This window comes from Bacteroides sp. GM023, assembly GCF_014750685.1.
GTDB lineage: Bacteria > Bacteroidota > Bacteroidia > Bacteroidales > Bacteroidaceae > Bacteroides.
In genome coordinates this window covers 71,569-85,622 of the sequence record NZ_JAAXGE010000006.1, presented here as the reverse complement: position 1 = coordinate 85,622, position 14,054 = coordinate 71,569, and the positions used below count along the sequence as shown (strand labels likewise).

Below are 14,054 nucleotides of genomic sequence, written 5' to 3'. Positions count from 1 at the left end.
AGAACAAAGGTTTCACATATGCGAAAAACGAGATGACTGTATTATATAAATCTAAGCAAATGAGAAGCATGAATCCGATACTAATGAATATCTTTAAACTATATAAACTAATATTTATGAAACATCTAGCAAGTTTATTTCTTCTGTCGTTTCTGCTTTGCTGTTCTTGTTCACAGCAAATGGATAATGAATGGAAACCGAATGAACAACTTCCCAATGAGCCCGAAACGCATCCTGTCGGCGTTTCTTTCAGTAGGGCGAGTCTTGAAACTTTTGCCGAACAGGGAATTACCGAAATAGGCATTTATGTGTATCTGACGGATTCCATGGTTTATGGAAAGAATCTTCCTTTGAATAATGGAGATATAAAAGTGAACCTTCCCTTGGGCGAAAGTCTGCAAACGTTTGTAGTAGCAAATGCCGAACGGTTGGTAGATACGGACAGCCTTTCCAAAGTGGTGGTATACCAGGATGCTTATGCTCAAAAACCGGTGTATATCTCAGAAGTTACAGGCTTTACGTCGGACAATTCGGTCAGCTCGCTCAAAATTGAACTGAAACGCCTGGTGGGACAAGCCGTGTTTCAACCTAAAGAGACGGAAGAAGAATTGAATGCAATCACCCGCTTTGACCAGTTGAATGTCACCTTTACGAATGTAGCAGTAGGCTATAAAGTGAAAAGTAAAGAATGTATTATAGAAGATGTAACCGTTTCCACCAATCTTTCCACAGGTTTTGGCGCATCAGTCTATTCATTCCCTACCATAAAAGGTGATTCCAGAACATCGGTGGATGTGACATATCTGAAAGGGGGCGAAGAGGTGAACCGCATTATCAGTCCTCTCGACACGGGTATAGGCTTTGAGTCATCCAAGCGTTCTACCGTACATATGAAGATTACGGATGAGAATTACCTGGATGAACCCTGGTCTTTGATACGCACAGTAGCATATAAAGGTGTACTGGCTCACCCCTTTACAATAGAAGTTTCAGAATTTTAAAAACAGGAATCTTATGAGAAATATATTCTATTCACTGGCAGGAATCATACTCCTGTTGGGAATAACAGCTTGTTCGGAAGAAGAACGATACACCACTTCGGTAGTAAAAGATATAGAGCTGTTCCTGGATGATGAACCGTGGAATGTAAACACGAACTCGTCCAACAAACCTCTGTTTATCTATACGGCCGATGGTGAATATGTGGCTAATTACTCATCGCTTTACCGTTTTCAATTGGCCAACGGAAGTTATAACATCATTTCTACTACACAATCCGATTCTATTCCTGCTCCGAAGAATCTGAATGATGTGGTGATAAACCAGGACCCGACAGCCAAGACCGAGTATGCGATTTCGGCACCGGTGACGTACAAATCTCCGTTTAACGAACCGCTTAGTGTGCGTATGTACAACCGTACAGGCGTACTTCGTCTGAAATCTACCGACCGTAAGTCGGACAAGAGCTACTCGAAATTGCGTGCAGTAATATCTTCACCGATTTCGGGATATAAACTATCGGATGCCACTTTCGTAAAAACTCAGATAGAAGTACAACGTGAGAAAGTGACTGATACCGGTGGTGTGAATTATACCGATGACTTCGTTTTGTTTGAAACGCAGAGTGAAGGCAAAGAAGTATCGGTACGTATCGACTATTTGGATAAGAATAATACGGTTATACAGTCAAAACCGATTGATGGAGCATTTACCATTCTGCCTGATGATATCGTGCAAGTGGCATTCGCTCTGAATAATGTGGACGAACCGGTGATACAGGACTACACAGTAACGATTGCTTCGGAAGGATGGAACGAAGAAGATATCAATCCCGAAGCTCCGATGAGAATCCCCGACGGATACAGATATGTAAGTCCTGAAGAAAACCTGGAATCTATCTGTAAGTCGATGCTGGCAGATGCTTCGGTGAACGAGGTAAAACTGTTCTTGAAAGCCGGAGCTAGCTATAAGTTAGGTACGCAGACCGAAATACCGAAAGCCCTTTATATCATGGGGCAGACACCGAGCGCCGGTGAAGAACTGACATCTATGGAAATGGGAAATATGAGTATTAACTGCCCCGATGCCATTATTGAAGCCTTCCATTTTGAGAATCTGAAGATAAAAGTAACTACCTCCGACTTCTTCAAATTTAAGAATCAGGCTTTCCACGTATCTACTTTCTCTTGGAAGAATTGTGAGATAAGCGATCTGGGACGTACGATGTGGTATCAGGAAGTGGATGAAGACCAAAAACAGATTGTTGATAATATTGTGGTAGAAGATTGCCGCTTTTTGGGCTTGAATTCAGAGAAGAGCGGGCTCTTTGGTATTTCTACCAAGAAGGATGCACCAGTACACAACTTCGTATTCAGAAATTCCACGTTCCATGCCAAGAACTTGTCGAAAGCCTTGATTACCGGTTTAAGCGCTATGACAGGAGAATTGAACGTGACAATAGAAAACTGTACATTCGTTAGTATGGCTCCTGCCGGAATGACCTTCTTTGACTTGAATCCGAAGAATACTTCTTCATTCAACCTGGTTGTTCGCAACAATCTCTTTAGCGGTGTTTGTGAAGCCGGTCAGGGCACTTGGTTTACGACAAGAAACATCACAACCAAGACTTTCGCGAATAACTATCGCACCAACGGCTTTGTTGTAGCCAACTGGGGAGTAGATGCCGCTGAAATGCCGATAGAAGCAGTTCTTCCTATGGAAACACTCTTCAAAGATGTGGCAGGCAGAGACTTCACCATCACCGATACAAATTCGGAAGTATATACTAACGGAATCGGTGATTCGTATTGGATTAAATAATCAATAGAGTATTAATAATATAACAGATATAAGACATGAGATATTTTCTATTCATACTGTTGGCAGGCTTGTTGAGCGCATGTAGTTCGGATGACGAATCCAATGCTGCTGCAACTGCCGCCAAGCTGGAAGTGTCGAAAAATGAGGTGAAGTTGAGTAATGTGAACGGTTCGTTCACCATCAACGTGACGGCTACCTCTGAATGGACTGCCGAGGTGACTTCGACAGGCGGATGGCTGAGCATATCAAAAAACTCGGGAGAAGGAAATGGCGACCTTCGCTTGTTTTTCACCGAGAATGCGGATGGTCCCAAGCGTACAGGTACGGTAAAAGTTTCAATGTCGGGGGCAGGCTCTACATTGGAGCAGGAGATTAACGTAGAACAACTGGGTGCCGACCCGGATATTTTGTTCGATTGTTCATCAGACCCGTTGTCGTTCCGGGAAGGTACATTTATCTGTAAGGTAGTGGCAAACGTAGAGTGGGATTTGGATATAGCTGAAGAATACAACTGGATTAAACTGAAAGAAACAACTCCGAAAACCCGTAGTTTTGTGACCGATGAAGTAACGTTTGGAATAGATGCCAATCCGAAAGAAACCAGAACAGCTGTCCTTGTATTCAAATCCGTAGGTGAGTACACCTTGCAACGCGTCTTGACAGTGACACAGGACGGAGTAAGCGGTAAAGTGACTATCGAACAAGATGAGTATATTATTCCTTATAAATGCCGTAAACTGGTTGTCTCTGCTCCGCAAGGAGAAAATCCGGTGGATTATGAGGTCATCATACCTGAGGAAGGTACTTGGATTACACAAGACAAGAGAAATTCCACCACCGATGAAGTGGTGCTGAATATAGCAGACAATGAAACCGCATTGCCACGTTCGACAACAGTCAAGATGCTGGATAAGACGCTTACCATTTTCCAATACGGCAAACCCGACACAAGTATCGGTGACGACCGTATCGCTTCTCTCTTAGCTTTCCCGGGTGCAGAAGGTGGCGGCCGCTTTACTACCGGTGGTCGTGGCGGTGAAATCTATCGTGTGACAACTTTGGCGGACTATAACAAAAATGAAACTCCTATCGAAGGTAGCTTGCGTTACGGTATCGAGAAGTCCAAACAGCCACGTACCATCATTTTTGATGTATCCGGCATCATCGAACTGAAAAGAGGAATCTATCTGAACGAATTCCCTAATTTGAGTATTATCGGACAGACTGCGCCGGGTGACGGTATCACATTAAAGAACTACAACTTCACCTTTAACCTCTCTAAAGACCCGGCTATAGGCGCAGGCTCCAGTTTGAATGCGATTGTTCGCTTCCTGCGTTGTCGTCCGGGCGACCAGTTCGCCGATTATGGTGAAGACGCTATTGGTGGACGTTACTTCAAAGATGCCATCATTGACCATGTTACAGCTGGCTGGAGTGTGGATGAAACACTCACTTTCTATGGCGTACAGAATTTCACGGCACAATGGTGCATTGCCTCTGAAAGTATGAACCTTTCCAACCATGCTAAAGGTGCTCACGGCTATGGCGCTATGTTCAGTGGTGACAATGCTTCGTTCCACCACATATTGCTGGCGCATCACGGTAGCCGTTGCCCTCGTATTTCCGACTTGTCCGCTCCCGGTACACAGGAATCTTATGACTTTACTGGATATTTCGATGTACGAAACAATGTCTACTATAACTGGAGTGGAAGAGGTGCAGGCAGTTACGGCGGAAAGTACGCATCTTTCAATCTTACCAACTGCTACTACAAACCGGGACCTGCCACCGGAACGAATAATCGTTCTTACCGTGTACTGTCAAGCGACCCCACTGCACGGGCATATATCAATGGCAACTATGTACAGGGTAGTTCGGAGGTGACAGCAGATAACTGGACAAAAGGTGTTTGGGAACAATTTGATTCTTCACTGGGAGACGTTTCCGAAGCTGATAAGAAAGCTATGAAGATGGCAGACTACCAACCTTATAGCAAACTGACAAATCATACAGCCGAACAAGCCTATGAGAAAGTACTAGACTATGCCGGAGCTTCTCTTCGCAGAGACCTGATAGACCAGCGTGTAGTCCGTGAAGTGAAGAATGGCACATATACCTATATCGGCTCTAAACCCGAAGAAGACGGTAAAGCCAAGCAACCCGGTATCATTGATACGGTATCAGATACCGAAGGCTACATTGCGGTGAAATCGTTGAAGCCTTGGCCTGATACCGACGGTGACGGCATTCCTGATATTTGGGAAGAGGCTTACGGACTGAACCCCAATGACCCGAGTGATGCACAACAAATCAGTTCATCGGTCGACCCCAACGGGCGCTATCCGAACATCGAAGTTTATTTCCACAACTTGGTTCAGCACATCATTTACTATCAGAATCAGGGCGGAATAGCGATGGAAAAGAAATAAGCAAAGGTGTGGAGCAAATAAATCTATTTACAATAAAAGCATAGAATGATGAATAAAATAATCATAAGCATATTTACCCTGCTGTGGATAGCGGTAGGTGCTATGGCGCAGACTGCTACCGTGACCGGTACGGTGACCGATGACTTGGGTCCGGTGATAGGTGCCACAGTGACGGTGCAAGGCACTTCAATAGGTGCCACGACCGATTTGGACGGTAAATTCACATTGACCAGTGTGCCCAATGTAGCCAAAGCCGTGTTGATAGTTCGTTTTGTAGGTATGGAAGAAGCCAAAGAGCCGTTGAAAGGACGTACTTCGAACATTCATATCCAAATGAAAGAAGCAGTAGGAATGTTGGATGATGTAGTGGTGATTGGTTACGGTACGCAGAAAAGAGGAAACCTGACCGGTTCTATCGCCAGCGTATCCGGCAAGATATTGGAAAAAGTACAGACTACTTCTGCCGCCGAGGCTATCGTCGGTAAACTGCCGGGTGTACAGGTAACTGCCGTAGACGGTTCTCCCGATGCCGAAATCAAGATTTTGGTGCGTGGCGGTGGTTCTATCACGCAAGATAATAGCCCGCTTATCATACTGGACGGATTTGAAGTAAGCAGTCTGAACGATGTTCCACCTACCGATATCGAGTCTATCGAAGTATTGAAAGATGCCGCTTCTACGGCTATCTATGGTGCGCGTGGTGCCAACGGTGTAATCCTCGTAACCACCAAACGCCCTGTTGAAGGACGTGTAGTCATCAATTTGAATACATACGTACAAATCAAGCAATTATCCAACAAGTTGGATGTGATGGAGCCTTATGAATTTGTATTGATGCAGTATGAGAACGCCCGTCAGAAAAGCTCTAACCCTACTGATTTTAATAACAAATACGGGCATGCATACGAGCATTATATCTATCAGGGCAATGCCGGAACCGATTGGCAGGACGAAGTGTTCGGTACCAACCCGGTAGCAAAGAATATAGACCTTAGTATAAACGGTGGTACGGAAAAGGCAAAGTATAAACTCTCCTTCATTCACCAGGACCAACCGAGTGTGATGGTGGGTAACGGATTGAAACAAAACAATATGAATGCCTCTTTCAACTTTCAGCCTTTCAAATTCCTGACATTGGAATACCGTACGCGCCTGCTGCATAAAGTCGTTGACGGCTCGGGTACAGACGGCGTCAGCCTGCTGACCGCCTTGCGTGAACGGCCTACTACCGGTTTGGATGAATACATGACGCTTCCCGAAGATGACACCTATTTTGACCCGGACCAATTGGACGAAGTGACCCGTTTCAACCCGAAAGAAGAATCGGAGAAAAATTATAAAAAGAGAATCAACAAGTCACTTAATACGATGGGTGCCGCAACCTGGAATATCATAAAAGGCATGACTTTCCGCACTGAGTTCGGCTTTGAAAACAACTCCGAAGAGCAGCGCCGCTTTTGGGGGATGGGTACCAGCAATGCCCGCAATAATAATAACCAGCCTATGGCGGAATGGAGCATGAAACAGGGTACTAAGTGGCAGCTTACCAACGTGTGGAACTATAATTTCATGTTGAAAGACGTGCATGACATCGGTTTGATGTTGGGGCAGGAAATCAAGCATAACCAAACGACCAACAAGACTTTCTCCACTCGCTATTTCCCGGAAACTATCACTGCGGAAAAAGCATTTGATAATCAGTCGTTGGGTTCTCCTTACCAAAACTCTTCGTCAGCCGATTCCCCTTCGCGTATCTCTTCTTTCTTTGGCCGTATCAACTATGGATATAATGACAAATATCTGGCTACGGTGACGCTGCGTGCCGATGGCTCTTCCAAATTTGCATCCGGCAATCGGTGGGGATTCTTCCCGGCAGGAGCATTGGCATGGCGTTTGTCCAACGAAGATTTCCTGAAAGACAATTCTGTGGTATCTAACTTAAAATTGAGATTTAGTTATGGTATTTCCGGTAACGACCGCATTGATACCGACCTTTATCAGAAATTGTATCGTGCAAACAATAATCGCCCGGCAGGTTGGGGAGAAAACAGCCATTATTATTATACCTTCTATAACACTAAGTATGTGTACAATCCTAACGTGAAGTGGGAGAAGACCATTACACGTAACATTGGTCTTGATTTCGGTTTCTTTAACGAGCATCTTAGCGGTACTATCGAGTACTACTGGAATACAGTGAAAGATTTGCTGGTTCCGTCGGATATTCCCGGTTACACTGGTTACACCAAATTGATGACCAATGTAGGACAAACGTCCAACCGGGGTATCGAACTCCAGTTGAATGCGTGGCTGGTTGAGACGAAAGACTTTTCACTGAATGCCACCTTCAATATCGGTCATAATAAAAATAAGATAGATAAACTGGCAAGCGGCGAAAAAGAATGGATTCTTACTTCCGGCTGGAGAAACGATGTCGTGAACTCCGATGACTACCGTGCTTATGTGGGTGGTACCAGTGGTTTGATTTATGGATATGTGAATGACGGGTTCTACACCGTAGCCGACTTTGAATCTTTCGATGCACAAGCTCGCACATGGAAGCTGAAAGAGGGAGTGGTAGATTCGAGTCCGCTATCCGACACTCCGCGTCCCGGCAATGCCAAGTTCAAGAAACTGACTCCGGTAGACCCCAATAGCACCAATCCTTATCAGTTGACGGAAGCCGACCGTACCGTTATTGGTAACACTACTCCGAAGTTTTCGGGCGGTTTCGGTCTGAATGCTACTTATAAGGGATTTGATATGAGTGCGTTCTTCAACTTTATGTATGATTTTGATGTGCTGAATGCCAATAAAATCATGTTGACTACCTGGGCGGATAATAAAGAAAACAATTTCCTGATGGACATTGCTTCAAACAAGCGTTGGCGCAATTTTGACGATATGGGCAACGAAATCCGTTATCAACCGGAGATACTGGCAGAGTTTAATAAAAATGCTACGATGTGGAATCCTACTTCCATCGGGCGGCCTATCAGTATGTCATATGCAGTGGAAGACGGTTCGTTCCTGCGTCTTAATTCAGCTACTATCGGTTATACTTTACCCGTTGCATTGACTAGGAAGGTAGGATTGAACAAAGTACGTTTCTACGTATCGGGCAATAACCTGTTTATCCTCACCGGATATAGCGGTTATGACCCCGAAGTGAATATCGCTACCGGCTTGACCCCGAATATTGACTACAACCGTTATCCGCGTAGCCGTACCTATACATTTGGTGCCCAGTTGACTTTTTAATCGAATTACATAAAATGAAAGAACTATGAATAAGAAACTAGTATATACAATCATTGTCGGCTCGATGCTTTCTTTGTCTTCGTGCAATGATTTCCTCGATGTACAACCGGCTTCCGGCTTTACTCCCGAGTATATCTTCTCCAGTGAGTCGGAGATGAAGGCGCTGATGACACGTATCTACTCTTCCATGACGGAAGACGGACTGTACGGAAGCAATCTTGCCAGCGGCTTGAATACAAATACCGACGTAGAGATGAGCTCATTCAAGAACAACACGGTCAACACCAACGGTTCGGACATTGGCTGTTTTGACCCTCGTCCTACCTGGGCGGTGCTGAACTCTACTTGGAATAATCTGTATTATGCCATCAACTATGCCAACGACTTTTTGCAGGCCGTTCAGGAGTCCCCGTTGTTTTCAGCCAAAGTAACCGGAGACACTCCTTCCGAAACGCAACAGATGTTCGGAGAAGTGAAAACTCTTCGCGCCATGCTCTACCTTGATTTGATTCGTACATGGGGAGATGTAGTGCTTGTGACGGAACCGACCGAATCTACCGACGATTTCTTCAGCCGGGGCACTACCGACCGGAATGTCATTTTGGAATATCTGATAGATGACTTGATTGCTGTAGAACCGATGATGAAATATGCTGCCAATTTGGATTATGGTGTGGAACGTGCTTCGCGCGAGTATTGCCAGGCACTTATCGGGCAATTAGCTCTCTATCGTGGTGGTTGGACACTTCGTTCCGATAAAGAAGATGTAACCCATGTAGGCTATATGGAACGTGGCGATAACTTCGAACATTATTATGAGATTGCCGTCACTTACTTGGGCAAGGTGATTAAAGAAGGCAAGCACGACCTTAGTCAAAGTTTTCAAAGCTTATGGGTGAATGAATGTAACTGGAGTACAGCCAACAACGATGATGTGCTGTTTGCCGTTCCGATGCTGAAAAGTGTCACTAGTCGTTATGGTTATAATATCGGCGTCACCATTGCAGAGGGTAAACACTCGTATGGCAGTGCCCGCAACTATGTGACTTTCTGCGGTACTTACGTCTATTCGTTTGATAAGGATGACTTGCGCCGGGATATGACTTGCACACCTTACAAATATGATAAGGAATTGAACCAGGAGATTGATATGGGAGTTACCGGTATGGGTGCCGGTAAATGGTCCAAACTTTATATGCAATCTCCGCTAGGCGCTTCCAGTGGTTCCAATACCGGAATCAATAGCGTACGTATGCGCTTTGCCGATGTACTGTTGATGTATGCTGAAGCGGTGAATGAACTCTATGGGCCGCGTGACGATGCTAAAGAAGCGCTGAAGCGTGTCCGCCGCCGTGCTTTCGACGCATCTCAATGGGCGGATAAAGTCGAGAGTTATGTTGAGGCTCTGACTAACGAACCTGAATTCTTCCAAGCCATCATGGATGAACGCAAGTGGGAATTTGGTGGAGAAGGTATTCGTAAATATGACCTTGCCCGTTGGAACAAATATGGGGAAGTCATTTATAATCTTTATAACGAAATGATTAATTGGGGTATCGTGGCACGCGGTGGTTATGTTCCGGGTGTTGAGAAAGTACCGAGCAATATATATTATAAGCAAGTGCCGGACCCGGAACATTCTGACAGGAAGATACTGGATATTGTAGGCCTTGATGAATATGGCCCCGGAGTGGGGCGTCCTGCCGGTTACACGGTATTAGAGTATGCGCTAGGATGGAGGGTGTTGAATAAAGAAACACAACTTTACGAAACACTGGATGCCATATCCTGGAGTTTTCGTGGATTTATCAACAAGAACAATGACCAGTTGGTGAAGCCGACCACTCCTGTGAGATACCTGTGTCCTTATCCCTCAAAGGTCATAACAGACCATCGCGGATTGATTCGGAACTATTATGGATACTAATCAGTAAAAAGACAAACGTTATGATAAAGTTATTACGAAAACTTGCAATGGCTATATTACCTGCACTGCTATGCGGCACTCTGCTCGCAGGTTGTGAGGGAGATGATAAATATACCCAAATAGACGACCTGTTTCAACCACGGTTTGTATTGGAAAAACCAGAGGTGAAAGGAAACTCCGTAGCAATGGTATGGTATGAAGTGAATGACGCTACTTCCTATACGGTAGAAGTGTATCAGGATCAATATTATACAAAATTGTTCATGGGGGTGGAAACTACCAATCCTTATGTGTTTCTCGATGATATTCCTTACGGGACAACTTTCTATATCCGTGTACGTAGCAATGCTGTTCAAACCATTAATAACTCGCAATGGAGCTATGTCAGTACCTCTACTGAAGCACGTCCGGAATATGCCAAATTGGTGGAAGATGTTTCCAAAACCGAGATTACAGAATCATCGGCTGTAGTTCGCTGGAAGAAAGACAATAAACAGAATCCGGTGGATAGTATCAGCATTATGCCTATGATGGATACTTCATTGCCCGGTATCAGTCGCTACCTGACTATTGAAGAAATGATGCAGGGATATGCCGAAGTAGATGGCTTGACTAAAAATACACTGTATGCAGTCAATCTCTATGATACAAGTAAACCTCGTAAGTATGACAAACCGTACAATCAGGTTACGTTCCGTACAGCTGGTCCGTCGGCTATGTCCATACAAGTAGGTTTGGATGATGACCTGTCCGCCATGTTGCTGAATAACGATGTAGATCCCGAAGTGCCCGAAGGTACGGAATATTATCTGCCGGCAGGTTCTTCCTATCGTGTTACTCCGTTTCCTCTTATGAAGGGCTTCCGCCTGGCAGGTAGTCGTGACGGTGTTAAGCCTATTGTTACTTTAGAAGGTAGCTGGAGTATCGCAGAAGGTTCTTATCTCACTAGTTTGGAGTTTGATAACATCAAATTCCGCCATGAAGTAAATAATAACTATTTTGTGAATACCAGCAAACCCTATACGATAGAAAATGTGAGCTTTGTGAATTGCGACTTCATAAGTCTGCGTCGCGGTTTCTGGCGTCATCAGGAAGCTAACGCCAAGTACATTATGAACTTCGAAATGGAAGGATGTCGCTTTGAAGGCTGTGGATGGCAGACGAGTGCATACGGTATGATAAATCTCCAGTCTTTCAACAAAACTAATGGAGTATCTTATGATCAGGTAGACCGTGCAATTTTCCGCAACTGTACATTCAGTAACGATAATGACGGAACCAATGGTTATGGCTGGGGTAATCTCTTCTATGCACCGTATATGGATAAACCTATTTACTTGGAGTATAAGAATGTGACTATCTATAATTATAGCCGTACTCAACGTCTGATTAACATAGAATCGGCCGTCGGTTCAGAACTGGTGATGGAACGCATCTTGTTGGCGTCACCCTGTGGGGATTTGTTTGCTATCGGCGCTAACACTACTACAACATTCTCTAATAACTATACCACCGCAGACTATACATTGGGTGGTAAGAATATGCAGGCCACCGATTTGAAGATTACGGCAGCCGAACTGTTTGCCAATCCGGCTAGTGGAGACTTGACGATAAAAGATACCTCTTCTCCGATTGTAAGAGATCGTGCCGGTGATACCCGTTGGTTACCTTAAATTTAAGTTGCGATTATACGTTTACATGATTAGAAATAAATTAAAATATAATATTATGAATCTGAAACAATTGTTTTTCTTAGCGGCTGCCGGTACTTTGGCAGTAGCATGTAGCGAAGTGAATGAAAATTCTCCTACTGATACGAATGGTCAGAGAATGCTTAGTACTATCAGTTCGGGCAACGACCGTTTCTCTACACGATTGAACAGCGAAACCAGTGAATGGGAGAGCGGTGATGCCATCGGTATATATATGTTTGATACAGAAGATAAGAATATCCTGAACGAAGCCCTCAACGTGCAATATACAACTATTGGCAGCGGGCTTACGGTGAACTTCTCATCCAATCCGGGAATAGCCATCTATGATGCGCCTACTAACTTTGTAGCTTATTATCCATATACTACGGCTACGGATGCTATTGACGCCACAGCAGCACTTTATAAAGTAGACCTGAGCAATCAGTCCGATGACATCTCTGCCCACGATTTAATGTGGGCAAAGGCTACCAATCAGTCAACAGATGCCCTGTTGGCAGGTGGATTGGCCTTTACTTTCCATCACCAGTTAGTGCTTTTGCGTGTCAAGATAACGAATGAGAATGTATCCAATGTGACTAGTGTAACGGTAGGTGGCATGAATACGACTGCTACTTTCAACCTGATAGACGGTAAATTGACTAACATGGATACGCAGAAGTCTGTTGCCCTGCAAAAAACAGGAGATAAATCCTTCATCGGTATCATGTTGCCTACTGAAGAGTTGATAAATAAACTGTCACTCACTATCATGGCAGATGGTGGTAAGTATCAATACACAGTGCCTGAAGGCAGCAAGATAGATAAGTTTATGGCAGGCCACGAATACACCTTCAATATCAATGTCGGAAAAGAGACAACCGGAGAAATCGGTGGCGGTAACGGCAGCAACACACCTTGGGGTGATGGCGGTAGCGAAGATGGCGACGGTGACAAAGTATCAGAGAATGAAGCGATTCCCGCCGACTATGCACAAAAAGCGATTCATGCGGAAACGAACCTGTCAACAGTATTGTCCGGTGCTTCCGGTAAAGTAGCGTTAGTATTTGCTGCCAATGCGGAAGGTTATACGTTTAGCGATGCAATAGTAGTGCCCGAAGCAGTAACGGAATTGTTGCTGATAGCCGACACGGAAGAACAAGTAAAAGTGAATCTGAAGCAGATACAATATACCAGCCTTCAGAAGATTGCATTGAATAACTTGGATATTACAGGTGATAACTCGACAGCTTTATTGACTAACAATGAAACCGCTCAACTTGCAAATGATGCTGTAATAGATTTCAAGAAGTGTAACTTCACCAATATGAAGACTGTTTGTGACTGGCCGGATGGAGATAATGGAGCACAAAACTTGCCTTCTGCTGTATTGATTGACAATTGCTTATTTACAAATATGCAAAGCGTTTTCAACTATTATGGTTCTAAAGCAATCACTGTCACCAATTCTACACTTTATACGATGACAGAACGTGTCTTTTATGTGAAAGATGCCAATGGTGTAGTTGTTACTATAGAGAATTGTACATTGGCAGATATGGGAAAGACTCCTTTTGAAAGTCGATATGCGAATGGTAATTTGTACTATAAGAATAATATTTCAGCTTGCTTCGTGACTAGCAATCCTAACATAGGCTATAAGATGGATGTACGGGAATTTTCAGGCAACTATGCAGCCGCACCTACCGAAGACGGACAAATGGCAGTAGTGAATGTACATGGAAAAGCGATAGATACCAATACTTTCCCTAATGCATGGATAGATGTATCCAAGACTGCTGCCGAACTCTTTGAAGATGCCGCGAACGGTAACTTCAAACTAAAGATTGACGCACAGGTCGGTGACCCTCGTTGGTATAAGAATGCCCGGTAATGCTGTTTTAAATGTTATTGTAATACAGATTA

The 14,054-nt window shown here is 44.3% G+C and carries 7 protein-coding genes; all 7 read left to right on the top strand.

Annotated elements, in window-relative coordinates; translation table 11 throughout:
* The first annotated feature begins 116 nt into the window (after positions 1–116).
* The 7 genes from HC965_RS14090 to HC965_RS14060 are packed head-to-tail and all read left to right on the top strand — an operon-like array spanning position 117 to position 14,022.
* A complete protein-coding gene (locus HC965_RS14090; RefSeq protein ID WP_191032063.1) occupies positions 117–1,001 on the top strand; it encodes a hypothetical protein in 885 nt (294 codons plus the stop codon).
* 13 nt (positions 1,002–1,014) lie between these two features.
* The gene (locus HC965_RS14085; RefSeq protein WP_191032062.1) at positions 1,015–2,820 is read left to right on the top strand and encodes a DUF5123 domain-containing protein; all 1,806 of its coding nucleotides are present in this window, start codon (positions 1,015–1,017) and stop codon (positions 2,818–2,820) included.
* 35 nt (positions 2,821–2,855) lie between these two features.
* Positions 2,856–5,249, top strand: a complete 2,394-nt coding sequence (locus tag HC965_RS14080) for a BACON domain-containing protein (protein ID WP_191032061.1) — start codon at positions 2,856–2,858, stop codon at positions 5,247–5,249.
* A gap of 48 nt (positions 5,250–5,297) precedes the next feature.
* Entirely contained in the window at positions 5,298–8,510 is a 3,213-nt protein-coding gene (locus HC965_RS14075; RefSeq protein ID WP_191032309.1) for a TonB-dependent receptor, read from the top strand.
* 25 nt (positions 8,511–8,535) lie between these two features.
* Complete coding sequence (locus HC965_RS14070) at positions 8,536–10,437, top strand: RagB/SusD family nutrient uptake outer membrane protein (RefSeq protein ID WP_191032060.1); 1,902 nt, start codon at positions 8,536–8,538, stop codon at positions 10,435–10,437.
* A 20-nt stretch (positions 10,438–10,457) separates the two neighbouring features.
* Complete coding sequence (locus tag HC965_RS14065) at positions 10,458–12,110, top strand: DUF5123 domain-containing protein (protein ID WP_191032059.1); 1,653 nt, start codon at positions 10,458–10,460, stop codon at positions 12,108–12,110.
* A 55-nt stretch (positions 12,111–12,165) separates the two neighbouring features.
* Positions 12,166–14,022, top strand: coding sequence for a fimbrillin family protein (locus HC965_RS14060; RefSeq protein WP_191032058.1), 1,857 nt, complete (start codon positions 12,166–12,168; stop codon positions 14,020–14,022).
* The last annotated feature ends 32 nt before the right edge of the window (positions 14,023–14,054 follow it).

Bases quoted from the DNA above. Each gene is read 5' to 3' on its own strand.
- HC965_RS14080 (WP_191032061.1), top strand. From the start codon at position 2,856: ATGAGATATTTTCTATTCATACTGTTGGCAGGCTTGTTGAGCGCATGT.
- HC965_RS14065 (WP_191032059.1), top strand. From the start codon at position 10,458: ATGATAAAGTTATTACGAAAACTTGCAATGGCTATATTACCTGCACTG.
- HC965_RS14090 (WP_191032063.1), top strand. From the start codon at position 117: ATGAAACATCTAGCAAGTTTATTTCTTCTGTCGTTTCTGCTTTGCTGT.
- HC965_RS14060 (WP_191032058.1), top strand. From the start codon at position 12,166: ATGAATCTGAAACAATTGTTTTTCTTAGCGGCTGCCGGTACTTTGGCA.
- HC965_RS14075 (WP_191032309.1), top strand. From the start codon at position 5,298: ATGAATAAAATAATCATAAGCATATTTACCCTGCTGTGGATAGCGGTA.
- HC965_RS14085 (WP_191032062.1), top strand. From the start codon at position 1,015: ATGAGAAATATATTCTATTCACTGGCAGGAATCATACTCCTGTTGGGA.
- HC965_RS14070 (WP_191032060.1), top strand. From the start codon at position 8,536: ATGAATAAGAAACTAGTATATACAATCATTGTCGGCTCGATGCTTTCT.